General features: G+C 71.3%; 20 protein-coding genes. 8 read left to right on the top strand and 12 right to left on the bottom strand.

The window, feature by feature from the left end:
• Positions 1 to 88 precede the first annotated feature (88 nt).
• Positions 89 to 1,327: a DUF2207 domain-containing protein gene (locus tag KIK06_RS19105; RefSeq protein WP_268644555.1), complete on the top strand. Its 1,239-nt coding sequence runs from the start codon at positions 89 to 91 to the stop codon at positions 1,325 to 1,327.
• A 145-nt stretch (positions 1,328 to 1,472) separates the two neighbouring features.
• On the top strand, positions 1,473 to 2,615 hold the full coding sequence (locus tag KIK06_RS19100; protein ID WP_268644554.1) for an acetyl-CoA C-acetyltransferase: 1,143 nt from the start codon (positions 1,473 to 1,475) through the stop codon (positions 2,613 to 2,615).
• A gap of 78 nt (positions 2,616 to 2,693) precedes the next feature.
• Here KIK06_RS19100 and KIK06_RS19095 read toward each other — a convergent pair whose 3' ends face one another.
• Both KIK06_RS19095 and KIK06_RS19090 read right to left on the bottom strand, forming a co-directional pair.
• On the bottom strand, positions 2,694 to 4,118 hold the full coding sequence (locus KIK06_RS19095) for an FAD-binding oxidoreductase (RefSeq protein WP_268644553.1): 1,425 nt from the start codon (positions 4,116 to 4,118) through the stop codon (positions 2,694 to 2,696).
• Positions 4,119 to 4,394: 276 nt separating this feature from the next.
• Entirely contained in the window at positions 4,395 to 5,126 is a 732-nt protein-coding gene (locus KIK06_RS19090) for a GbsR/MarR family transcriptional regulator (protein WP_268646074.1), read from the bottom strand.
• Between the two features lie 225 nt (positions 5,127 to 5,351).
• On the opposite strand from KIK06_RS19090, the gene KIK06_RS19085 reads away from it, so the two are divergent.
• A complete protein-coding gene (locus KIK06_RS19085; RefSeq protein WP_268646072.1) occupies positions 5,352 to 6,020 on the top strand; it encodes a DUF4097 family beta strand repeat-containing protein in 669 nt (222 codons plus the stop codon).
• 106 nt (positions 6,021 to 6,126) lie between these two features.
• Positions 6,127 to 6,945, top strand: coding sequence for an alpha/beta fold hydrolase (locus KIK06_RS19080; protein WP_268644552.1), 819 nt, complete (start codon positions 6,127 to 6,129; stop codon positions 6,943 to 6,945).
• Positions 6,946 to 7,064: 119 nt separating this feature from the next.
• On the opposite strand, the gene KIK06_RS19075 is transcribed toward KIK06_RS19080, so the two are convergent.
• Positions 7,065 to 8,291: a winged helix-turn-helix domain-containing protein gene (locus KIK06_RS19075; RefSeq protein ID WP_268644551.1), complete on the bottom strand. Its 1,227-nt coding sequence runs from the start codon at positions 8,289 to 8,291 to the stop codon at positions 7,065 to 7,067.
• 63 nt (positions 8,292 to 8,354) lie between these two features.
• The gene (locus KIK06_RS19070; RefSeq protein ID WP_268644550.1) at positions 8,355 to 10,301 is read right to left on the bottom strand and encodes an acyl-CoA dehydrogenase family protein; all 1,947 of its coding nucleotides are present in this window, start codon (positions 10,299 to 10,301) and stop codon (positions 8,355 to 8,357) included.
• 304 nt (positions 10,302 to 10,605) lie between these two features.
• Between KIK06_RS19070 and KIK06_RS19065 the strand changes: the two genes are divergently transcribed.
• Together KIK06_RS19065 and rbsK are read left to right on the top strand one after the other, a co-directional pair.
• A complete protein-coding gene (locus tag KIK06_RS19065) occupies positions 10,606 to 11,415 on the top strand; it encodes an exodeoxyribonuclease III (RefSeq protein WP_083924226.1) in 810 nt (269 codons plus the stop codon).
• Complete coding sequence (gene rbsK, locus KIK06_RS19060; protein ID WP_268644549.1) at positions 11,412 to 12,311, top strand: ribokinase; 900 nt, start codon at positions 11,412 to 11,414, stop codon at positions 12,309 to 12,311. The genes KIK06_RS19065 and rbsK overlap by 4 nt, the downstream gene beginning before the upstream one ends.
• A 41-nt stretch (positions 12,312 to 12,352) precedes the next feature.
• Here the strand turns inward: rbsK and KIK06_RS19055 are convergent, their stop codons facing one another.
• From KIK06_RS19055 to plsX, 6 genes are all read right to left on the bottom strand, one after another.
• Positions 12,353 to 13,375 carry a PQQ-binding-like beta-propeller repeat protein gene (locus KIK06_RS19055; RefSeq protein WP_268644548.1) on the bottom strand — a complete coding sequence of 341 codons (1,023 nt, stop codon included), beginning with the start codon at positions 13,373 to 13,375 and terminating at the stop codon, positions 12,353 to 12,355.
• A gap of 87 nt (positions 13,376 to 13,462) precedes the next feature.
• Entirely contained in the window at positions 13,463 to 14,074 is a 612-nt protein-coding gene (locus tag KIK06_RS19050; protein ID WP_268644547.1) for a YceI family protein, read from the bottom strand.
• Between the two features lie 315 nt (positions 14,075 to 14,389).
• Positions 14,390 to 16,135: an arginine--tRNA ligase gene (argS, locus tag KIK06_RS19045; protein ID WP_268644546.1), complete on the bottom strand. Its 1,746-nt coding sequence runs from the start codon at positions 16,133 to 16,135 to the stop codon at positions 14,390 to 14,392.
• A 67-nt stretch (positions 16,136 to 16,202) separates the two neighbouring features.
• The gene (locus tag KIK06_RS19040) at positions 16,203 to 17,126 is read right to left on the bottom strand and encodes an RNA polymerase sigma-70 factor (protein ID WP_268644545.1); all 924 of its coding nucleotides are present in this window, start codon (positions 17,124 to 17,126) and stop codon (positions 16,203 to 16,205) included.
• A gap of 250 nt (positions 17,127 to 17,376) precedes the next feature.
• Positions 17,377 to 17,820 carry a carboxymuconolactone decarboxylase family protein gene (locus tag KIK06_RS19035; RefSeq protein ID WP_268644544.1) on the bottom strand — a complete coding sequence of 148 codons (444 nt, stop codon included), beginning with the start codon at positions 17,818 to 17,820 and terminating at the stop codon, positions 17,377 to 17,379.
• Between the two features lie 107 nt (positions 17,821 to 17,927).
• Positions 17,928 to 19,025: a phosphate acyltransferase PlsX gene (plsX, locus tag KIK06_RS19030; RefSeq protein WP_026128205.1), complete on the bottom strand. Its 1,098-nt coding sequence runs from the start codon at positions 19,023 to 19,025 to the stop codon at positions 17,928 to 17,930.
• Between the two features lie 424 nt (positions 19,026 to 19,449).
• On the opposite strand from plsX, the gene KIK06_RS19025 reads away from it, so the two are divergent.
• Positions 19,450 to 20,811 (top strand): KamA family radical SAM protein, encoded by a 1,362-nt coding sequence (locus KIK06_RS19025; protein WP_268644541.1) that lies wholly within the window; start codon positions 19,450 to 19,452, stop codon positions 20,809 to 20,811.
• A gap of 289 nt (positions 20,812 to 21,100) precedes the next feature.
• On the opposite strand, the gene KIK06_RS19020 is transcribed toward KIK06_RS19025, so the two are convergent.
• Both KIK06_RS19020 and KIK06_RS19015 read right to left on the bottom strand, forming a co-directional pair.
• Positions 21,101 to 21,337: a DUF397 domain-containing protein gene (locus KIK06_RS19020; protein WP_026128203.1), complete on the bottom strand. Its 237-nt coding sequence runs from the start codon at positions 21,335 to 21,337 to the stop codon at positions 21,101 to 21,103.
• Positions 21,338 to 21,840: 503 nt separating this feature from the next.
• Entirely contained in the window at positions 21,841 to 22,725 is an 885-nt protein-coding gene (locus KIK06_RS19015; protein ID WP_268644538.1) for a helix-turn-helix domain-containing protein, read from the bottom strand.
• Positions 22,726 to 23,043: 318 nt separating this feature from the next.
• Between KIK06_RS19015 and KIK06_RS19010 the strand changes: the two genes are divergently transcribed.
• Positions 23,044 to 23,595, top strand: a complete 552-nt coding sequence (locus tag KIK06_RS19010) for an ATP-binding protein (protein WP_017601923.1) — start codon at positions 23,044 to 23,046, stop codon at positions 23,593 to 23,595.
• Positions 23,596 to 23,697: the final 102 nt, after the last annotated feature.

Below are 23,697 nucleotides of genomic sequence, written 5' to 3'. Positions count from 1 at the left end.
TCTCGGGTGACCGTTCCAGAAAACAGGCCTAGCCCGGCCTCCTCGGGGGATCATGGCGGGTGCGTTGCCCCCTGAGAGAGTGAGTCCGATGGCCCCCGCATCCCGTTCCCCCAAGCGCCGGCGTAGGAGTGACAAGCGCCGTTCCGCCGAGCACAGACGCAAGCGCGCCGCGCGGCGCGCCGCCGAGCGCCGCCGGGAGTTCGACCGGCGCCGTCCCGCCGGGCGCCGGGGGGAGCGCGACGCACCCCGCGCCACCGGACGTCGCCGGGAACACGAGAGGCGCCGTGCCATGGCCGTCCTCGCGGGGTGCGTCGCGCTGCTGCTCCTGCTCGGCCTCGGCGTCTACCTCCTCGGGGACTGGGAGTCCCCGCCGGACGAGTGGCGTGTCACGGGATTCGACGCCCAGGTCACCGTGCACGCCTCGGGATCGGTCGACATGGTCGAGACCGTCACTTACGACTTCGGGGACGAGCCCTCCCACGGCCTGACCCGGGAACTGCCCGAGACCGGGTGGATCGACGACTACGGATGGCGCGACTTCGGCCTCACCGACGTCCGGGCCCAGAGCGCCGACGGCCTGGCAGTGGAGATCAGTCCCGGCGAGGGCGACCCCCGCGCGGAGAGTCGGACCGTCGTGCGCGTCGGCGACTTCGGGGCCGACCCGGAGCTCACCGGTGAGCACGTCTTCGAGATCGCCTACACCTACGAACGGCTCACCACGCTGGCCACGGATGGCGGGGCGGACTACTACGCCGACATCGTCGGGAGCGGATGGAGTGTTCCCGTCGAGTCGACCACAGCGACGTTCCACCTGCCCGACCTGGCAGACCTGTCCGACCCGGACGAATCGGAGGAGGCGGGGGAGGCGTACGACGCGATCGACGCCGCCTGCCACGCGGGTGACGTCGGCGACCGCGGCGGCTGCGCCGACTTCGCGTGGGCGGACCGGGGCACCGCCGAACCGCTGCTGACCGCCGAGCACGGGAGGCTCTCACCCGGGCAGGCCATGAGCGTGCGGCTGTCCCTTCCCCCGTCCGTGTACTCCGCCGACCACACGGCCCGGGACGAGGGCTCCGCCCGGCCCGCACCGCCCTCCACCGACCTCCTCTCCGCGGCCGTCGGCATCATGGTCCTCGGCTGCCTCGTGGGGCTGGTGCTCGGGCTGAACCACCTGGCCGAGTACCTCTTCGGGCGCGAGGCCTGGCAGGGGAGCGGCTCCCGGGGCGGAGGCATCGGCGGCGGAGGTGCCGGAGGCGGAGGAGGCGGAGGAGGCGGTGGTGGAGGTGGCGGCGCCGGTGGGGGCGGTGGCGGTGGCGGCGGTGGCTGACCGCGGCGCGGCCCGCACCGGCGGGCGGTCGGGTGACCCCGATGACCTGCGGCGGAGGGGAAAGAGCGGGGCGGGGGCTTGCCACGGCAGCCAAACCGAATACAGTTCGGTTTAGAACCGTCACCCACGTCCCTGGAGGACCCCCGTGGCCGAGGCATACATCGTCGGCGCAGTACGCACCCCCGTCGGCACGAAGAAGGGCGCGCTCGCGGCCGTGCACCCCGCGGACCTCGGGGCGCACGTGCTCAAGGAACTCGTCACGCGCACCGGGGTCGACCCGGCCGCGGTCGAGGACGTCGTCATGGGCTGCGTGACCCAGGCCGGGCCGCAGGCCCTCGACCTGGCCCGCACCGCCTGGCTGTCCGCCGGGTTCCCCGAGTCCGTCCCCGGCGTCACCATCGACCGGCAGTGCGGCTCGTCCCAGCAGGCCGTGCACTTCGCCGCCCAGGGCGTGATGTCCGGGACCCAGGACCTGGTCGTGGCCTCCGGCGTGGAGAACATGGGCATGGTCCCCATGGGCGCCAACGTCCAGTTCGCCATCGACAACGGCCTGGGCCTGTACGGCGAGGGCTGGGTCGAGCGCTACGGGATGCAGGAGATCTCCCAGTTCCGGGGCGCCCAGCTCATGTGCGAGAAGTGGGGCTACAAGCGCGAGGAGCTGGAGCGCTTCGCCCTGGAGAGCCACCAGCGCGCGGCGCGGGCGATCGAGGACGGCCGCTTCGACGACCAGATCGCGCCCCTGGCCGGGGTCGCCCGGGACGAGGGCGTGCGCGCCGACACCACCCTGGAGAAGATGGCGGGCCTCAAGCCGCTGCGGGAGGGCTGGGAGCTCACCGCCGCCGTCGCCAGCCAGATCTCCGTGGGCGCGGGCGCGGTCCTGCTCGCCTCCGAGCGGGCCGTGCGCGAGCACGGCCTGACCCCGCTCGCCCGGATCGTGCAGCTGTCCCTCGTCGGCGACGACCCGGTGTACATGCTCACCGCGCCCATCCCCGCGACCCGGATCGCGCTGGACAAGGCCGGGCTGACCATCGACGACATCGACGTCACCGAGATCAACGAGGCCTTCGCGCCCGTTCCGATGTCCTGGATCGAGGAGCTGGGCGCGGACCCGGCGAAGGTGAACCCCAACGGCGGCGCGATCGCCCTGGGCCACCCGCTGGGCGCGACCGGAGCCGTCCTGATGACCAAGCTGGTCAACGAGCTGCACCGGTCCGGTGGCCGCTACGGCCTCCAGACCATGTGCGAGGGCGGCGGGCAGGCCAACGTCACCGTCATCGAACGGGTCTGAGGACGCCCTGGGACGGGATTGACCCCGCGTGCGGCTGGAATTCACGCGGTCGCACGCGGGGCTGTCCCTCTTCCGGCCTCACCCCGACCGGGGCTTCGGTGGCTGGTACCCGGTGTGGGCGGGCCAGATGTTGTGGTTGCGGTGGAAGACGTTGTCCGGGTCGAACTCCCGCTTGACCTCGGCCAGGCGCTGGTGGTTGTCCAGGCCGCGCCCGGCCACGACGCGCTCGGAGCCCTCGTCCCCGACGAAGTTCAGGTAGACGTCCCCGGTCCGCCAGGGCTCGGTGTCCTCGCGCACATCGTGCACCCAGTCACGCGCGTGGTGGTCGTCGGCCGGGTCCTCCCACATCGCCAGCGGGTGTACGGCCCACGCGGCGTGCCGCCACGGCACGGGGTAGTCGGCCTTCGACCGGTCCATCGCGCCGCCGAACGGGAAGAGGACGTGCTGGGTCGGGGAGGGGACCAGCATCTGGTGGGCACGGGCGCAGAACCTCTCGATGAACTCGTCCGGCAACGAGTTCAGGTGCTCCACCGACCAGTAGTTGCGGTAACCGGGCGGGTCGTCCAGGGCCTTCTGCGCCTCCGCGTAGGGCATGTCGGTGAGGAGTTCGGCCTCGGCGCCCATCCGGCTGAGCGGCGCGGCCAGGTCCCGGAGCATCCGCTCGTCGCCCACGCAGGTCAGCACGACCGCGCACATGAGCGTGCCGACCAGTTCGTCGGGGATGAACGGTTCCGGCTGGGGGACCAGGTAGATGACGCCGCCGCCGAGCTCGTCGGGGGCCTCGTCCATGAGGTTCCGGTACACGCGGACCACACCGGGACCGGTGTCGGGGTGGAAGAGGAGCAGCCCGAGCGAGAACCTCGGCAGCGGGTGGAGGCGGAAGGCCAGTTGGGTGGCGACGCCGAAGTTGCCGCCGCCTCCGTGCAGGGCCCAGAACAGCTCTGGGTTCTCCCCGGCCGAGGCGTGCACCCGATCCCCCTCGGCGGTCACCAGGTCCACGTTGAGCAGGTTGTCGCAGGCCAGGCCGAACTTGCGTTCCAACCACCCCGAGCCTCCGCCGAGCGCGAAGCCGGCGACGCCCGTGGTCGACACGCGGCCCCCCGTGGTGGCCAGCCCGAACGGTGCGGTGGTCGCGTCCAGGTCGCGCATGAGGGCGCCCCCGCCGACCCTGGCCTCCATCGCCTCCGGGTCCACCGTCACGGAGTGCATGCGGCGCAGGTCGATGACCAGGCCGCCGTCGGTGAGCCCCATGCCCGCGACGCTGTGGCCACCGCCGCGCACGGAGAGCTCCAGGTCCTCCTCGCGCGCGCATTCGACGCAGCGGCGCACGTCGTCGACGGACGCGCACTCGGCGATGGCGCTCGGGTGTAGATCGATCATCCCGTTGAAGACCGTGCGGGCGTCCTCGTACTCGGGGCCACCGGGGGTGAGCACCGGGCCGGTCAGCCTGGAACGGAGGGCTTCGAGCGCGGTGTCGGACATCGCTGCCTTGAGCTGGGCCATGGCTGTCTCCCTCGCCGTGGCGCGGCCGGAGCGGCGCGGGCCGGGCGTGCCGCTGTTCCCTACCTCTCAGCGTAGGCCCGCGACCCGCCGCGAAATAAGCCCACTTTGAACGAAAATTGCCTGATCATACGTGCTCAGTGGCGGTCCGGCGGCGAGCACGCCGCCTTCTTCCGCTCCCGGGCGCGCTCCTTCATCGCGGCCCGCTCCTCGGCCGTGAACCCTTGCAAACCACCACGGAGACCGGGTCGGTGGCCGGGGCCGACGGGCCGGGGCTCGTCAGGAGTTCTCCGGGCCCGGCTCGGGGGGCTTCGTGTGGAGGACCGCGCGGGCCTGCTCCGCGGCGCGGAGGATGCTCTCGCTGATGAAGTCGCTGAAGCGGGCCATGTTCTCCAGACGGACGGCGGCCGGGGTGCCGTGTCCGAGGACGCTGACGCCCTGCCGCGCGGTCTCGGCGATCCGGGTCATACCGCGGGCGCCGTCGATCGTCGACTGGTACCAGACGTCGTCGTCGACGAGGTAGCGCTCACGGCGGCCCTCGTCGCGCTGGCGGCGGATGAGGCCCTGCTGTTCGAGGAGGGCGATCGACTTGGAGACGGACGCCGGGCTGACCTGGAGGCGCCCGACGAGTTCGGACGCGGTGAGGCTCCCGGCGTCGGCGACGAAGAGGCAGGCCAGCACCCGGGCCGCCATCTTGGGCAGTCCCTGGTGCATCAGGAGGGTCGTGAACGTCTCCTCGTACTCGCGTACGGCCTCGTCGTCGCGCCCGTGCTCGCGCGGTGCCCGCTGTCCCCCGGGCGGGGTCTGCCTGCGCCGGTGGGCGCGGCGCTCGGTGGCGCGCTGCGCCAGGTCGGCGCGGTAGCCGGTGGGACCGCCGTTGCGCATCACCTCGCGCGTGACCGTCGAGGTGGGGCGCTCCAGACGCCGGGCGATCTCCGCGTAGGCCAGGCCGTCGGCCAGTCCCAGCGCGATCTGCTGACGTTCCCGTTGGGTGAGTCTGCCTCCCGGCACCGTGGTCTCCCTTCGCGCTTCCCCGATGCCGGCAGCGTAGCGTTCGCTCATGCTCAATGCAACAGGCAGAGTATTCGTTGTTGCGTTAGACCTACATCTATTGCAACGAAATATGTGTTTTCACCTGCTGTGATACTGATCCTTCGCAACGAAGTAGTTGTCAGATTCTAAAACGCAACGTAGCTTTTCCGTTGTCGGAAACAAAGAGCGCACAAGGAGAGCATGATGCAGAAGTTCGACACCCCCGCCCCGGTCTCCGCCGTCGTGAACATCCCCGCCGGGCGTATCCAGGTCATCGCCGCCGACCGGTCCGACACCACGGTCGAGGTCCGGCCCGCCGACGCCGCCAAGGGCCGCGACGTCAAGGCGGCGGAGCGGGTCGCGGTCGCCTACGCCGACGGTGTCCTGCGGATCGAGGCCCCGAAGACGAAGAACCAGTACTTCGGTCCCTCCGGGGCCGTGGAGGTCACGATCCAGGTGCCCGCCGACTCCCGGGTCGAGGCGAGGGCGGAGGCCGCCGAGTTCCGGGGAGTGGGGCGCCTCGGTGACATCGACGTCGAGGGCGCGACCGGCGCGGTCAAGGTCGACGAGGCCGCGAGTGTGCGCCTCACCGCCTTCGAGGGCGTCTCGGTCGGCCGTCTGGGCGGTCCCGCGCGGATCAGCACCCAGAAGGGCGACATCCGGATCACTGAGGCCGTCTCCGGCGCCGTCGTGCTGCGCACCCGGATGGGCGACGTGACCATCGGCGCCGCGCCGGGGGTCTCCGCCAGCCTGGACGCCGGTACCTCCTACGGCCGGATCCACAACGCCCTGGCCAACACCGACGGGGCCGACGCCGTCCTGACCATCAGCGCGACCACCGATCAGGGCGACATCACCGCCCGCGGCCTGTAACGCACCCGACCGCGATCCACCAGGTTCCCGGACCCGCGGCCGCGATCCGCGCGCGGGTCCCGCCGCGCCCGCGCCAGACGCCCGACACCACCGGAAGGACCCCCTCATGACGAAGAACGGCACCCCCTCGACCAGCGCGAGGTGGACCGGCATGGTGCCGGTCGACGACACGGCCCTGGCCGTCACCGACACCGGCGGCCCCGGCACCCCGGTGATCTACCTCAACGGCCAGTTCGCCACCCAGGGGTACTGGCGGAGGACCATCACCGAACTGGGACCGGACTGGCGGCACATCACCTACGACGAGCGGGCGCGCGGCAGGAAGTCGAGGCGTTCGGCGGACTACTCCTTCGAGGCCGCGGTCCGGGACGTCGACGCGGTTCTCACGGCCAGGGGCGTGGACCGGGCGCTGCTGGTGGGCTGGTCCTACGGGGCGTTCGTCGCGGCGCACTGGGCCAGCCGGAACCCGGAGCGCGCCGTGGGCGCGGTCCTGGTCGACGGCGCGTTCCCGTACGACTGGCTCGACGGGGCCATGGAGCAGCGGATCCGGACGCTGTTCCGGCGGGTCGCCTGGTTGACGCCGTTGCTGCGCCCCACGGGCCTCCTCCCGCGGATGACCGCCGAACAGATGGCCGACAGCAACATCGAGCTCGGCAGGATCTCCCGCGAGCGCGAACTGGGTCCCGTGCTGGACGCCGTCACCGTTCCGACCCGGTACGTGGTCGCCTCGGGGACCTCCTTCGGAAGCCGCGGTGACGAGCAGGAGCGGACTCGCACCAGCCTGGACGGGGTCACGGCCCGCAACCCGGACATCGAGGTCCACGCGAAGGTCGCCAGCGACCACGGCGCGATCCTGCGCAGGGACTACCGAGCCGTCGCCGAGGCCGTACGCGAGGTCGCCGACCTCGACGTCGGTCGGAGCTGAGGAACGGGTGTCCCGCGGTCGGCTCTCCACGCTTCACCCACGGCCGAGGTGACGTGGCATGCGGATGACGCGCTGGTCCGGCGGGTGGAGTGCGCCGCTCGGCGCACGGAACACCCGCGTCAGCGGCCGGCGAGCGCCGGACCCCCGACCCCGCGCACCAGACCCAGCCACTCGGCCATCCGGGCGAGTTGGTCGGTGAGCTGGTCGAGCGTGTCGGCGGGCGCGTCCTCCTCCAGCGTGATCCGCTGCGCCAGCAGCACTCCCTCGGCGCGGTCGGCCTTGAGGTCGACCCGGGCCACGAGCCGGTCCCCCAGCAGGAACGGCAGCACGTAGTACCCGTGCACCCGCTTGGCCGCCGGAACGTAGATCTCCAGCCGGTACCGGAACCCGAACAGCTCCTCGGTGCGGTCGCGGTGCCAGACCAGCGAGTCGAACGGGCTGAGCAGCGCGCGGGCCTCGACCCGGCGCGGCACGCGGGCGTCCCGGTGCAGGTACGCGGGCCTCTGCCAACCCTCGACGGTGACCGGGACCAGCTCGCCCGAATCCACCAGGTCCCGGACGGCCGCCTTGGACTCGTCGGGCCGCAGCCGGAAGTAGTCCCGCAGGCTCGGCTCGGTCGCCACCCCGTGCGCGCGGGCCGAGATCGCGACCAGCTCGCGGTGGGCGTCGGCGGGCTCGGGGAGGGGGACGCCGCGCAGGTCCGGGGGCAGGACGCGCTCGGTCAGGTCGTAGCGGCGCTCGAACTGGCCGTTGCGCCCGTCGACCATGACGTCACCCACCCAGAACAGGTACTCCAGGCACTTCTTCACCTCCGACCAGTTCCACCCCCAGTGGTCCTTGGCGCGTGGAAGGTCGTGGGCCAGCGCCGCCTCCACCTCGCGGGCGGTGGCGGGCCCGATCCGGGCCACCTCCTCATGCACCGCCTTGACCAGCTCCGGTTTCTCGCGCTGGACGGCGTTGATCCACCCCGCGTCGGTGCGGGCCCGGTTCTGTTCCATCCGGAACCGCATCAGCTGCCGGGTGGCGGGCGGGATCAGGCTGGCCTCGTGCGCCCAGCACTCCACCAGACGCGCGGCGCTGGTGCGCGCCTTCGTCGTGGTGGCCCGGTTCAGCATCGCCTGGTCGTAGTTCCCGAGCCGGGCGAACACCGGCAGGTACTGGCTGCGCGCCAGCACGTTCACGCTGTCGATCTGCACGACGCCCACCCTGCGCACGACCCGGGCGAGGTGCGTGAGCGTCGGCTGCCCGGTTGGAGCGGGATCGGCGAAGCCCTGGGCGGCGAGGGCGATCCGGCGCGCCTGGGCGAGGGAGAGTTCCGCGTCGCGGCGGGGGTGCGGTTCGGCCATCCGAACACGCTAACCCCCGCCTACGACAAGTTCGCGGCGCAGGTCGACGAGGCCTTCGCCCGGTCAGCCCATCCTGCGGTGCTGGTCCGGCAGCTCCGAGGGCCCCGGTTCGGCTGGACCGATGAGCGGGCCGGGCAGGGACGGGTCGAGCACCCCCTCCTCCAACCAGCTGTAGGAGTCGTCCATCATCCGGCGGGACAGCTTGCCGTCCACGTCGTCGGTGTTGGACCACAGATCGGTGAAGAGCGCCTCGATCCGCAGTCGCGCCTGGCGGCAGAACGCGTCGGCCAACTCGAACGGGGTGTCCCCGCGCTCGGGGTGGGCGTCGGCGTCGTACCGGGCGCGCACCGCGACGGCGCTCATCGCGAACAGCTCGGCGCCGATGTCCACGATCCGGGCGAGGAACCCCTGCTTGACCTCCAGCCTCCCCTGCCACCGCGACATCCCGTAGAACGTCGACCGCGCCAGCCTGCGCGCCGTCCGCTCGACGAACCGCAGATGCCCGGCGATCGGCCCGAACTCGGCGAACGCCGACGGCACCTGTCCCTGCCCGACCACGAGCGTGGGCAGCCACTTGGCGTAGAACCCGCCCGCCCTGGCCAGCGCCCGCGCCCGGTCCGCGCGGTCGGCCCCGGGGTCGATGAGGTCCCCGGCGACGGACAGGTGAGCGTCCACGGCCTCCCGTGCGATGAACAGGTGCATGACCTCCGAGGACCCCTCGAAGATCCGGTTGATGCGCAGGTCGCGCAGCATCTGTTCGGCGGGCACGCCGCGCTCGCCGCGCGCGGCCAGCGATCCGGCGGTCTCGTAGCCGCGCCCGCCGCGGATCTGCACGAGGTCGTCGGCGATCGCGTACGCGTGCTCGGACGCCCACAGCTTGGCGATCGCCGCCTCGATGCGGATGTCGGCGCCCTTGTCGTCGGCGAGCTGGCTGGCCAGGTCGAGCATCGCCTCCATGGCGTAGGTGGTGGCGGTGATGTAGGAGATCCGTTTGGCCACCTCCTCGTGCCTGCCGATGGGGCGGCCCCACTGGACCCGTTCGCGGGACCACTCGCGGGCGATCCGGGTGGACCACTTGCCCGCCGCCACGCAGAGCGCGGGCAGGGAGAGCCGCCCGGTGTTGAGCGTGGACAGGGCGATCCGCAGCCCCTGGCCCTCCTTCCCGATCCGGTTGGCGGCCGGGACCCGCACCCGGTGCAGCCGGGTGACGCCGTTCTCCAGGCCGCGCAGGCCCATGAAGCGGTTGCGGTGCTCCACGGTGATGCCGGGGGAGTCGCCCTCGACCACGAACGCCGTGATGCCGCCCCGGTGCCCGGGGCCCTCCGGGACGCGGGCCATGACGACGAGCAGGTCGGCGACCACCCCGTTGGTGGTCCAGAGCTTGACGCCGTCGAGGACGTACTCGTCGCCGTCCTCGCTGGGCGTGGCGGTGGACCGCAGCCGCGCGGGGTCGCTGCCGACGTCGGGCTCGGTGAGCAGGAACGCGCTGATGTCCGAGCGCGCGCAGCGGGGAAGGAAGGCCCGCTTCTGCTCCTCGGTGCCGAACATGGAGACCGGCTGCGGGACGCCGATGGACTGGTGCGCGGAGAGCAGGGCGCCGATCGCGGGGGAGACCGAGCCGACCAGGGTGAGGGCGCGGTTGTAGTAGAGCTGGCTGAGCCCCAGCCCGCCGTACTCGGTGGGGATCTTCATCCCGAGGGCGCCGAGTTCGCGCAGACCGTTCACCACCTCGTCGGGGATGCGCTCGTCGAGTTCGATGCGCTGGGGGTCGATCTCCCGGCAGAACTCCCGGAGCCGGTCGAGGAAGGCCTCCCCGGCCTCGACGGAGGCGGGGTCGGGTTCGGGGAGGGGGTGGATCAGGTCCAGCCGGAGCCGCCCCAGGTACAGCTCCCTGGCGAAGCTGGGGCGGGTCCACTCGGCCTCGCGCGCCTGCTCCGCCACGGCCCGCGCCCGCCGTTCGTCGACCTCGGGCGCGTCGGTGGGAGTGGTGCCGGGTTCGACGGTCGACATGGATCGCTCACCTCATCGAGGGAAGGGTTGTGTCCTGTATCACAGCACTACCCGTCGGTGTCCGATCTGACGCCCGGTCGGGCCTCCTGTGGATACGGGCCGACAGCCTCCGTAGAGAAAAGTTCGGGCTGATGCGAACCGCGGGGAGGGCTCGTACGTCAAAGGAGACGCGACACAAACCACCGAGCGTGTGCTGGGAGTCGCACAGCCCCGGTGCGGAGGACGGCCGCACCGGGGCCCACCACCGCCCGCGGCCCGCTTCACCGTTGCCGTGGGTGTCGGTCGTATGGCCTAGCCTTTTCCTGTGCGTATCGCGACATGGAATGTGAACAGTGCCCGGGCCAGGGCGGAGCGGATCGGCGCCTGGCTCGACCGCAGCGACGTCGACGTGCTCGCCGTCCAGGAGACCAAGGCCCGGGACGACCAGTTCCCCGCCGCCGTCTTCACCGACCGTGGCTACGAGGTGGCCCACTTCGGCCTCTCCCAGTGGAACGGGGTCGCGATCGCCTCCCGGGTCGGCCTGGAGGACGTCCAGACCGGCTTCCCCGGCCAGCCCGGGTACGGGGAGCCCGAGGAGGTCGAGGCGCGGGCGATCGGCGCCGTCTGCGGCGGCGTGCGGGTCTGGAGCCTGTACGTGCCCAACGGCCGCGAGATCGACCACCCGCACTACGCCTACAAGCTGCGCTGGCTGGAGGCGCTGCGCGAGGCGAACTCCGCCGACCTGGCCGCGGACCCGGACGCGCAGATCGCCCTCATGGGCGACTTCAACATCGCGCCCCAGGACGACGACGTGTGGGACATGGCCGAGTTCGAGGGCAAGACGCACGTCACCGAGCCCGAGCGCGCCGCGTTCGCCAAGCTCGTCGACGCCGGGTTCGACGACGTCGTCCGCAGGTACGCTCCCGGCCCGGGGGTGTACACCTACTGGGACTACAAGGCGCTGTCCTTCCCCAAGAGGAAGGGCATGCGGATCGATTTCGTGCTGGCCTCCCCCGCGCTGGGCGGCCGGGTCAGCGGCGCCGTGATCGACCGCGAGGAGCGCAAGGGCAAGGGGCCCTCCGATCACGCCCCCGTGATCGTCGAGCTGGACGGTGAGAAGGAGACGAGCGAGTGAGCACACCGAGGATCGCCGTCTTCGGCAGCGTGAACATGGACCTGGTGGCCTACGTCGACCAGGTGCCGTCCTCCGGTGAGACGGTCGCCGGAACCGACTTTCGCCAGGTGCCCGGCGGCAAGGGCGCCAACCAGGCGGTCGCCGCCGCGCGGGCCGGGGCCGAGGTGGCCTTCCTCGGCGCCGTGGGCGAGGACTCCTTCGGCGGCGAACTGCGCGCCAACCTCCTCGACAGCGGTGTCGACGTGTCCGGGCTGCGCACCGTGCCCGGGGTGTCCGGCGTGGCGCACATCGTCGTGGACGGCTCGGGCGGCAACCAGATCATCGTGGTCCCGGGCGCCAACGGCGAGGTGCGGGACACGGTCGAGGGCGACGCGGGGATCATCGAGGGCAGCGCCGCGCTGCTGCTCCAGCTCGAACTGCCGATGGAGGCGGTCGTGGCCGCCGCGCGCACGGGCGGCGCCCTGGGCGTGCCGGTCTACCTGACCCCGGCGCCCGCCCGCGAGCTGCCCGACGAGCTGCTGGAGTGCGTGGACGTGCTCGTCCCCAACCAGCACGAGGCCGCCGCGATCACCGGTCGCACCGAGCCCCGGGAGGCCCTGGCGGCCCTGTTGGAGCGCGTGCCGGAGGTGCTGCTGACCCTGGGCGAGGACGGGTGCCTGTTCGGGCGGCGAGGAGTGGAGCCGGTGCACGTCCCGGCGCGGAAGGTGACCGCCGTGGACACGACCGCGGCCGGGGACACCTACTGCGGATCGTTCGCCGTGGCGCGGGCGGAGGGGCGCTCGCCGGAGGAGGCGATGCGGTTCGCCGCCGCGGCCGCCGCGCTGTCCGTCCAGCGGCCGGGCGCGAGTTCGTCGATGCCCGCGCGCGAGGAGGTCGAGGCGCTGCTGGCCGAGTGAGCCCGGCCTCGGCCGGGTGGGTCCGCCGCGGGCGGTGGGGGTCAGCGGCGGTACCTGCGGACCTCTCCCGGTGCGGTGTGGTCCAGCCAGGTGCCGTCGCCGAGCGGGGCCAGGCCGGTACCGGTCCGGGAGGTCGGGGGGAGGCGCCCGAGTACCCGGCCGTCGCCGACGCGCACGAGATGGTTCTCGTGGAAGTCCTCGGAGAGCTCGCCGTCGCCTTCCCGGACGACGCGCTCTCCGTGGACGGAGACGACGGCCGTGTCGTCGTCGACGAAGTCCGCGAGGTAGGTCCCGACGAACAGCGTCTCGAACTCCTCCTCGTCGTAGCCGAAGGCGCCGACGTCCAGTTCACGGATCAGCTCTCCGTCGGGGAAGGAGCGGAACTCGACGGAGCCCTCCTCATCGGAGAGGGAGAACACACGGCCGTTCGGGGACAGGTCCCTCAGGAACGAGAAGAGCGCGTCGTACTCGTGGAGATCGAGGGTGTCGCCGTTCAGCCGGGCACGGAAGGTGCGGCCGCCGTCCTGTCCTTCGGCGACGCCGGCCAGTACGTGCTTCCCGTCCGGGTGCGGACGGAGTTCGGCTCCGTGTCCCGAGCTCTTCAGGTCGGCCTCAGCCAGGACCGCGCCGTCGGCGGCGCCGAGTGCCAGGAGCCGGTCGGTGCCCTGTCTCATGTGCGGGTTCCGGTCCAGGAGGCGGTCCGTCTCCGCTGAGAGACCACGCCTCATGGGGACGAGAGGTCCTCGTCGGTAGACCCACAGGGTCGTCCCGTCGGCGGAGAACGCGCATGCTCCCGAGCCGGTCAGCAGGGGACCGTCCGCGCCCTCCACCTCGAGGGAGCGCTGCCAGAGGACGGCTCCCCCACGGTCGACGCAGACCAGCTCCTCGCGGGTGTGGTAGGCCGCGCGGCTGAGATCCGGGGCCGCGGCGTGCTCGCGTGCCGTCTCCGCGGCCGGATAACGGGCGGCGGGCTCGACCACCGCGCCGTCCTCGGCCGGCGGGGCGGTGAACGCGTAGGCGCGGATCTCGTCGCCGAAGGCGAGCGTGGCGATCCGGTGGGGCATCGGGTCCTTCCTCCCCAGCGGTGCGTGTGGTGTCGCCGAGCCCTCACCCCGGCCTCGCCAGGGTATCCGGCGCGTCTGATCCCCCGCTCAGGAGGTGGTGTGGCCGATCCGCTCCAGGAAGGGAGCGGGGTCCTGGTTCTGGACGCGGACCTCCAGGACGATGTCGACGTCGTCGCCGATCAGGCGTCCGCCCCAGGGCAGGTCTCCGCCGTCGCCCACGCCGAAGTCGGAGAGCCGGACGCGGGCGGTCGCGGAGAAGAAGTGGCCGTGGGTGTCGTCGGGGGAGGCGTGGTCCGGCGCGTCGCCGACCCAGCGGGCGTCGAGGGTGACCGGGGCGGTGGAGCCGTGGATGGTCAGGTCGCCGTGGAGGAGGAAGGCGTGCCGCCCCCGGCGGCCGGGCTCGATCCCGGTGGAGGCGAAGTGGATCTCGGGGTACCGGGCCACGTCGAGGAAGTCGGCGGAGCGCAGGTGGGCGTCACGGGCGCCCACACCGGTGTTGACGCTGTCCGCGCGCAGGACGACCTCCGCCGAGGAGTCGGCCGGAGCCTCGCCGATGTCGAACCAGCCCTCGGCCTGGCCGAAGGTCCCCTGCACTCGGCCGAAGCGCAGGTAGTGGGCGACGAAGATCAGGCTGGAGTGCAGAGGGTCGAGGTACCAGGTCCCAGGCCCTGGACCCACCTCGGCGGGGAAGTCAGCCATACGAAATCTCCCATTTGTCGCTTATGTGGCTTTTGCCCACAGTAGGTGGGGCGCCGACCCGGCTTGAGGGGTTTCGGTCCGGTGGGCGCGAGACATTCGACTCCCACCCGGGCGGGAACGGACACACCCCTTCTGACGAGGGACGACACACGCCATGAGCGGTTCGGGAGGAAGTGCGGCCACAAGCGGCCACGGCACACCCGGGAGAACCGACGACAGGGAGCCCCTCGGACGCACGGGAGGCCGGAGCCCTCCGGCCCCGGCCTCCCGGTGGTCCCTGACGCGGCGTGTCGAACGGCGCGCCGGACGCGGCGGCTACATGTGCTCGGGAGCCTCCACGCCCAGCAGGTCCAGACCCTGGACCAGGACCCGCAGCGCGACCGCGACCAGTGCCAGCCGCGACTCGCGCTGCTCCTCGGTCTCGGCGGTGAGCACCGGGCAGTGCTCGTAGAACGCCGTGAGCGCCTGGCCGAGGTCGAACAGGTACGCGCACAGGCGGTGCGGCTGGAGGAGGTCGCCGACCTGGGCCACGACCCCGCCGAACGCCAGCAGCTTCAGCGCGAGGTCGCGCTCGGCGCCCTCGGCGACGGCGATCTGGCCGCGCGCCTGGGCCGGGTCCAACCCGCCCTTGCGGAAGATGGAGCGGATCCGCGCCTGCGCGTACTGGAGGTAGGGGCCCGTGTTGCCGGTCAGCGCCAGCATGCGGTCGAAGTCGAAGGTGTACTCGGTGTCGTGCGAGACCGACAGGTCCGCGTACTTCACCGCGCCGATGCCGACCTTGTCCGCGATCGCGGCCCGCTCCTCGGCGCTGAGGTCGGGGCGGTTCTCCGCGACGACCGCCGCGGCGCGCTCCACGGCCTCGTCCAGCAGCGCCATGAGCCGGATCGGGGCACCGCTGCGGGTGCGCAGGATCTTGCCGTCGCTGCCCAGCACGTTGCCGATCTGCACGTGGGTGGTCTCCACGCCGTCCGGCAGCCATCCGGCCTCGCGCGCGGTGGCCCACACCATCTTGAAGTGCAGCGCCTGCGGGGCGCCGACCACGTACAGGATGCGGTTCGCCTTGAGGTCCTCCACGCGGTGGCGCACGGTGGCCAGGTCGGTGGTGGCGTAGCCGTAGCCGCCGTCGCTCTTGCGGACGATGAGCGGCACCGGCTTGTCCTCGCGGCCGGTGAACTCGTCGAGGAAGACGCACAGGGCGCCGTCGCTGACCTCGGCGATGCCCTTGGTCTCCAGCTCGTCGCACACGTCGGCGAGCATGTGGTTGTACGTGCTCTCACCGGCCAGGTCATCGTCGGTGAGCGTCACGCCGAGCTTGGCGTAGACCTTGTTGAAGTAGACGCGGGACAGCCCGACGAGCTTGCGCCACAGCCGCAGCGTCTCCTCGTCGCCGCCCTGGAGGGCGACCACGCGGCGGCGCGCCCGGGGGGCGAAGTCGTCGGCGTCGGGGCCGGAGGAGTCGAACTTGACCCGGGCCGCCTGGTAGAAGGCGTTGGGGTCGGTGGTGAGCAGGTCGGCGTCGCCGGAGTCCTCGCCGACCTCCAGCAGGTGCTCGATGAGCATGCCGAAGGGGGTGCCCCAGTCACCGATGTGGTTCTGGCGGATGACGTTGTGGCCCAGGAACTCCAGGGTGCGGGCCAGGGAGTCGCCGACCACGGTGGTGCGCAGGTGCCCGACGTGCATCTCCTTGGCCACGTTGGGCGCGGAGTAGTCGACCGGGATGTTGAGCGACTCCTGCTCGGGGACGCCCAGACGGGGGTCGTCCAGCAGGTCGCGGGTCCGGGCGGCGATCCAGTCCTCGCGGAGGGTGAGGTTGATGAAGCCCGGCCCGCTGACCTCGACGTCGCGGCAGACGTCGGCCACGTCCAGGTGCTCCATGATCGCCGCGGAGACCTCGCGCGGCTTTCGGCCCAGTCGCTTGGCGAGGGCGAGGGCGGCGTTCGCCTGGTAGTCGGCGAACTGGGACGGGCGGATGACGGGGTCGGTGTCGGCGAACTCGGGGCCGAAGGCGGCGCCGAGGGCGGACTGGACCCGTCGCGAGAGTACTTCCTGCGGGTCGGCCATGCCACAAGCGTACCGACCGTCCCAGGCCCTCCCGGCCGGTCTCGGCGGTTCTCCGGGAGGGCGGATGTCAGCTCCCCTCCCTGCGGGCCCGCTTCACCTCGCGGTCGACGGACCAGGCGTCGGCGACGGGACCGAGGTGGTCGAGCTTGTCGGGGTTGGCGACGGACCGGATGGCCTGGATCCGCCCGTCGAGCACGTCGAGGGCCATGATGGAGAGGACCCCGCCGTCCCGGTCGCGGAAGATCGCGCCGGGCTGTCCGTTGACCTCGTGCGGCTCGCATGACACGTCGATCCGGAACAGCCAGGGGAAGACCGTGCCCAGCAGGCGGGCCACCTTCTCCGCGCCCACGATCGCCCTGGCCAGCTGCGGGGTCTTGCCGCCGCCGTCCCCGACCAGCCGCACGTCGGCGGTCAGCAGCTCCCGCAGTCCGCCGACGTCGCCCTCCTCCAGCGCGTCGAAGAACCGCGTCGCCAGCTCCCGCCGCTCCCGGCGATCCGCCGCGAACCGCGGCCTCCCGGCCTCCATGTGCCGCCGCGCCCGGACCAGCAACTGTCGGCACGCCGCCTCCGAACGCCCCACCGTCGCGGCGATCTCGTCGAATCCGAAGGCGAACACCTCCCGCAGCACGAACACCGCCCGCTCCAGCGGGCTGAGCCGCTCCAGCAGCAGGAGCGCCGCCATCGACACCGAGTCGGCCAGCTCCACCGTCCGCGCCGGATCCTGGTAGGGATCGCTCAGGAGCGGCTCGGGAAACCACGGCCCGACGTACTCCTCACGCCGTACCCGTGCCGAACGCAGCACGTCGATCGAGATCCGCGTCACCGTGGTCGCCAGGAAGGCCTTGGCCGACGTCGGCCGGGTGGCCGACCCGTCGTAGCGCAGCCACGTCTCCTGCACCGCGTCCTCGGCCTCCCCCACACTGCCCAGAATCCGATAGGCGATCGAGAACAGCAGCGGCCGCAGCTCCTCGAACTCCTCGACCTCGTCCACGCCGTATCCCCTCCATGCCCGGAGCCCGGCGCCCTCGGGGGACACCGGGCCGATCGGTGGCTCCGTCTAGGGCCTGTTTTTTGGAACGGTCACCCGAGGGGGTGCCGTTCGGGCGCCGGCAGGGTTCTGCGAGACGAGTCGAGCCGCGTGGCGAGGAACGAGCGACAGGCGAGGACGAGGATGAAGAATCCCTGCCTTCGGGGTGCCCGAACACGGTCCGAAGCGAAGCGGAGGACCCAAAAAACACTGCCTAGTGGAACTGGCCGGCCACGTAGTCGCCGGCGGGCCGCTGGGTGATGATGTTCATCCGGTTCACCGCGTTCATGAAGGAGACCAGCAGCGTGAGGGCGGCGAGCTGCTCCTCGTCGTAGTGCCCGGCGGCGTTCGCCCACACCTCGTCGCCGACCCCGGTGCCCGCGTCCGCGACCCGGGTCCCCTGCTCGGCGAACTCCAGGGCGGCGCGCTCGGCCTCGGTGAAGACCGTGGCCTCCCGCCACGCCGTGACCAGGTTCAGCCGGAGCGCGGTCTCCCCGGCCGCGGCGGCCTCCTTGGTGTGCATGTCGACGCAGACGGCGCAGCCGTTGATCTGGCTCACGCGCAGCTCCACCAGTTCCCGCGTCCTGGTCGGCAGGGGCAGGTCCTTGAGCGCCCTGCCGGCGCTCGGGACGGCGAGGATGTCCAGTCGTGCGTCCATGGTGTGCTCCTCCGTGCTCGTCGGTGGTGACACCCCTTGGGACGAGGAAGCCCGGGACCCTGTGACACGGGCCGGTGTGACGCACGTCTCGCCTCGGTCCGTCCCGGTCAGCGCTCCTCGGACTGGGCCAGTCGGTGCAGCCAGTTCGGGGGACGGTGGTGCACGCGACGGCGGATCCGCTCACCGATCCGCCCCACGGCCAGGTCGTGCGCGAGCTGGCAGGCGCGGGCCACGCCCTGGGCGCGGCTGTCGCCGTGCGCGATCACCACGGTGCCGTTGAGTCCCAGCAGCGCCGCCCCGCCGTAGGTCTCGCTGTCCAGCCGCGCGCGCAGGTCCCGGAGCGCCCGGCGCTGCAGGAACGCGCCCGCCTTCGCGGCCACGGACGAGGTGAGCGCGTCGCGGAAGGCCTCCATCGCGAACGCCGCCGTTCCCTCCACCGACTTCAGAGCCACGTTCCCCGTGTGCCCGTCGGTCACGACCACGTCCACTTTCCGGGCCAGCAGGTCGTGGCCCTCGACGTTGCCCTGGAAGTCCATGGTCTGGGAGTCCTCGGCGGTGGCCGCCAGCAGCTCCGTGGCCCGGCGCACGAGCTTGTTGCCCTTGCCCGGCTCCGAGCCGATGGTGAGCACTCCCACCCGGGGCCGCTCCACGCCGAACGCCGTGTGGGCGTACGCGCACCCCAGGTGGGCGAACTGCACCAGCATCTCCGGCTTGGCGTCGGCGTTGGCGCCCGCGTCCACGAGTACCGTCGGCGTCTCCCCGGTGGGGAGGGTCACCGCCAGGGCGGGGCGCAGCACCCCCGGCTGCGTGCGCAGGCGGACGGTCGAGGTGGCCACGACGCCACCCGTCGAACCGGCCGAGACCAGCGCGTCGGCGTCACCGCGCCGGATGAGCCGGCAGGCGACGGCGGCACTGGACCGGGGCCGCCGCCAGCTGGCCAGCGCGCCCTCGTGCATCGCCAGACTGTCCTCGGCGTGCACCACGGGGACGTCGCGGAGCGCGTTCTCCTCGGCGAGCAGCGTCGCGATCTCCGTGCGCCGCCCCACCAGCACGACGCGCAGCCCCAGCTCGCGGACGGCCAGCACCGCGCCCCGGACGATCTCTCCGGGGGCTCGGTCGCCCCCCATCGCGTCCACCGCGATGGTCGGCGGAGACGTACGCGGTACGACGTGAGCGTCCACGTCCGCGTCGGATGTGCCACTCAACTTGGTTCGTCCTTCACGGGTGGGGTCGGTGGGCGGGCGCGCGGACTGCCCGGTGTTCGCGCAGGTCCTCTGGTGCGGGGCGGTGCCGGTGCCGCGCGTGGTCGCCTCGCGCGCGGCGGGCCAGCAGACACGGTATCGGGTCGCCGGATGGACGTCTGAGTTCGGCAGGTTCGTATCCTCATGCGAGGATACTTCCCGTATGTCCAGGTCAGGGCTGGATATTGCGCTTGATGGGTACAAAACCCCATGTCGGGGTATACCCGCTTGCTGGTCCGGGCTTCAGCCGAGGTCCGGATCCGTGTGACTACACATTGAATTTCCGTACCAGGTGGTCCACCGGTGTCCGCGCACACCGGACCCGCCTGATCAGGGCTGCCCGGCGGTGCTCCGCCGCGGCCCTGCCTACATGCAGGAGAGGAGAGGCGTGAGCGTAACGCCAGACGCGGCACTGTCCCCGTCCGCCGGACGTCGGTTTCGTGCCTACACGACGAAACACCTCGACGAGCTCACGGCGCGAGCTGGTCTCGCCGCTGACGAGCGGCTCGCGGTGCAAGCGGTGGCCAACGTGCTTCCGTTCCGGGTCAACAGCTATGTCATCGACGAGCTGATCGACTGGGACGCGGCGCCGGACGATCCGATCTACCGGCTCGTCTTCCCGCAGGCCGACATGCTGCCCTCTGGCGATGTCGCCAGGATCGCCGACCTGATCCGTTCCGGGGCCTCGCGCAAGGAGCTGAACGAGGCCGCCAACCAGATCCGGGCCAACCTGAACCCGCACCCCGCGGGACAGATGGACCTCAACGTGCCCAAGGCGGGCAACGAGGAGCCCATTCCGGGTGTCCAGCACAAGTACAAGGAGACGGTCCTCTTCTTCCCGAAGCAGGGCCAGACGTGCCACGCGTACTGCACGTACTGCTTCCGCTGGGCCCAGTTCGTCGGTGACGCCGACCTGAAGTTCGCCTCCGGCGAGGTCGACCAGCTGGTCGAGTACGTGCGGACGCACCCCGAGGTCACCAGCGTCCTCTTCACCGGTGGCGACCCGATGATCATGGGCGAGGGGGTGATCTCCAAGTACATCGAGCCGCTGCTGGAGATCGAGCACCTCGAGGCCATCCGCATCGGCACCAAGGCGCTGGCCTACTGGCCGCAGCGCTTCGTGACCGACCCGGACGCCGACGACACCCTCCGCCTGTTCGAGAAGGTCGTCGCCTCGGGTAAGAACCTCGCGTTCATGGCGCACTTCTCTCACCCGAACGAGATGAAGCCGGAGCTCGTCCAGGAGGCCGTGCGCCGGATCCGCGGGACCGGCGCCGTCATCCGCACCCAGGCCCCGCTGATCCGCACGATCAACGACGACTCGGCCACGTGGGAGAGCATGTGGCGCACGCACCTGCGCCACGGCATGGTCCCCTACTACATGTTCGTCGAGCGTGACACGGGGCCGCAGGACTACTTCGCCGTGCCGCTGGCCGAGGCCTACGACATCTTCCGGGGCGCGTACCAGAAGGTGTCCGGCCTGGCGCGTACCGTCCGCGGTCCGTCGATGTCGGCGACCCCGGGCAAGGTGTGCGTGGACGGCGTCACCGAGGTCGCGGGCGAGAAGGTGTTCGTCCTGCACTTCATCCAGGCGCGCGACCCCGAGCTGGTCGGCAAGCCCTTCTTCGCCAAGTACGACGAGAAGGCGGCCTGGCTGTTCGACCTCAAGCCCGCGCTGGGCGCGACCCACTTCCCGTGGGAGAACGCGCCCGTGGAGTCCAACGGGCTGGTGGACCCCACCCGCCTGTAGGCGACCGGGGGTGAAGGACACGGAGCCCGGCACCGTTCGCGGTGCCGGGCTCCACGCACGTCCGGGCCGTGGACGGCGACCGCCGGGAATGGGATGGGATGGCGGTCGACGGCCTGGACGCTTCCGGGGCAGGTCTGTGTGTGGGGGAGGGGACCGGAAGCGGGGATGGCCGGGCGCGCGGCCCGGGTGGGGGCGGCGGGAACGGTGCCGAGGCGGTCCGGGGACCGGCTCGTGCCCGTGCCCGTGGTCCTTCACGGGGAGGCGCCGGGACCAGGGGTCAGGCGCCGGTTCAGGCGATGAGCGTGTCGAAGTCCCCGGTCTTGGCGCCTTTGACGAAGGCCTCGATCTCGGCGGTGGTGTAGACGAGGGCGGGGCCCTTCGGGTCGCGGGAGTTGCGCACGGCGAAGTCCCCGCCTGGGAGGGCGGCGATCTCCACGCAGTTGCCCTCCGGGTTGCTCCAGCTACTCTTGGTCCAGGTGACGTCCGGCAGGTCGGTGGCGGGAACGCCGTTGTAGATCGAGTGCATGTCAACCTCCTGGAACTTCGGGGACTCGTGGGCGGGTGTCCGTACGCGACCGTCCGGCGCGTCGCGCCCGCCGTGCCGAACCATAGGGCTCTCGCCGGGAGGATCGGGCCCCGAGTACAGGGGTGGCCCATGATCCGTGCGGGTTCGTCTCGTCCTTGGTGCGGCCCAAAGCGTAGCTCATGCACGTGCAGACGTGATTACATCGGTAAGTACATAAGGGGGAACCGGGGGTCACTCGCCGGTGTCGTCGCACGTCATGGCTTATGTGTCGGAACGCCGAACGGTTCACTCCCGGAGGATCGTTCTTGAGTCGTGGCCGAAATCGGTCATGTGGGAACAACCTGACCGGAAAGCGGTGTGACCACCATCACTGTCGGCCCCGTGTTGTCCGCCATGACGGAACCCCGGGTCGGCGGGTGAGTCCGTCCCGGGGGCGAAGGAGTGCGCGGCCGATCACCGGCCGATCACCGGCCGGTCGTCGGCGGAGAGCCGGGGAGGGCTCCCTAGGAGTAACGCTCCAGGAAGCCGCGGAGGATGCCCTCGGTCTCGTTCGGCGGAGGGGCCTGGGTGGCGAGGTGGTCCATCGTCAGGGCGTAGCGGTGGGTGTCGTCGTACTTGTCGAAGTACAGGGCGCTGCTCAGCTGCTCCAGGTAGACCACGTCGGGCAGCTGCGGGGTGGGGAAGCGCAGGATGCTGAAGGGGCCGCCCGCCGCGGCGTGGCCGCCCATGGCGAAGGTGGCCACCTGGATGGTGATGTTGGGCCGCCGCGCCATCTCGATGAGATGCTCGATCTGGCCGCGCATGACGTCGATGTCGCCGTAGGGGCGGTGCAGGACCGCCTCGTCGATGACCGCCCACAGGCGGGGCGCGTGGGGTTCGACGAAACGGCGCTGGCGGTGCATGCGCATGCTGACGCGGTTGGTCACGTCATCGTCGGAGGTGGCCGTGCGCGACAGGCGGATCACCGCGCGGGCGTAGTCCTCGCTCTGGAGCAGGCCCGGCACGAACTGGACCTCGAAGGTACGGATGACGGAGGCCGCCTCCTCCAGTCCGATGTAGACGCCGAACCACTGCGGGAGGACGTCGCCGTACTGGTGCCACCAGCCCTGGGCGTTGGCGCTGGAGATCAGGCCCAGGAGCGCCTCGCGCTCCCCGGCGTCATCCACTCCGTAGAGTTTGAGCAGGTCATCCACGTCGCGCGGCTTGAAGCTGACCTGACCGAGCTCCATCCGGCTGATCTTGGCGTGCGATGCGCGGATGGCGTACCCGGCGTCGTGGCGGGAAATGCCCTTGGCCTGGCGCAGGCGTCTGAGCTGGCTGCCGAGCAGAATGCGCAGCACGGTGGGCCCACCGCTGGAATTCGCCAGGAAATCCTGAGTGACCTGCATATTCTCTGCCCGGTCGGCGACCACGTCACCCTCCCTGTAGCGGCGTCGGCGCTGGCGACCGCTCAGTATACCCAGAGGTCACGGAAGTGCACAGGGTTGTCGGCATTGAGTTCGTGTGCCGGAACTGCGCCACCGCGTCCGGTGTAATCGTGTGTACCGACGCGTGAATTCTTCTCCGGGGACCTACCGTTTGGGCCGCTTCGTCCTATAGTCTTGCCAATCGTTACTCTGCACGTGCATCCGTGGCTTACAGATGTAAGCGACGTTGACCACGTCAGACAGGGCCGCGTGAACCGACATCACCTCGTGAGGACCGTGATGAACGCAGAGTTGGTGTCTTCGGAACTCGACTCCGAGGCAACCTGGAGCCGCCCTTCGCTCGCCGAGGCGAACGGCGAGTGCCTGGGTGGCTGGTGGGATCACACGCTGACCCGTCTCGACGTGGGGGAGTGCGCGCGCACGCCGGAGGCCGTGGCCCGGGCCTTCGAGGCGACACCCGACTCGGTCCGCTCCTCGCGTGAGCTCGCGACGGGCACGGCGCGGGAATGGGGCCTCGTGGAGGTCGCCGAGGATCTGCGCCTCGTCGTCTCCGAGCTCGTCGGCAACGCCTGCCGGCACGCCGTTCCGCGGGGACGGTCCCCGGAAGGAACGCGCGTTCTCGTGCAGTTCCGGCTGCTCAGGGAGCGGCGTCAGGTGGTGTGCATGGTCGCTGATCAGGTCGAACACGGTCCGGTGAAGGTGGAAGCGCACCATTTCGCCGAATCGGGGCGCGGGCTCGGGCTCGTCGCCGCGTTCAGTCGGACATGGGGATGGGATCCGGTCCGGGGCGAAGGAAAGATCGTTTGGGCGGTTTGTGGTGGTGAAGACTGAAATACGCCCCGTCCAGGCCGGATAACGGTCATCCGATGGCTCCATGGGACATCGGCGTTGCCGTTCGGGCGGAGTAGGCTGTCAGCGCATGTCGGTATTTGA

The organism is Nocardiopsis sp. EMB25 (assembly GCF_026797795.1).
GTDB classification, from domain to species: Bacteria; Actinomycetota; Actinomycetes; order Streptosporangiales; family Streptosporangiaceae; genus Nocardiopsis; species Nocardiopsis lucentensis.
Note: the sequence above shows the minus strand (reverse complement) of the source record. Positions and strands in the feature narration are given on the sequence as shown.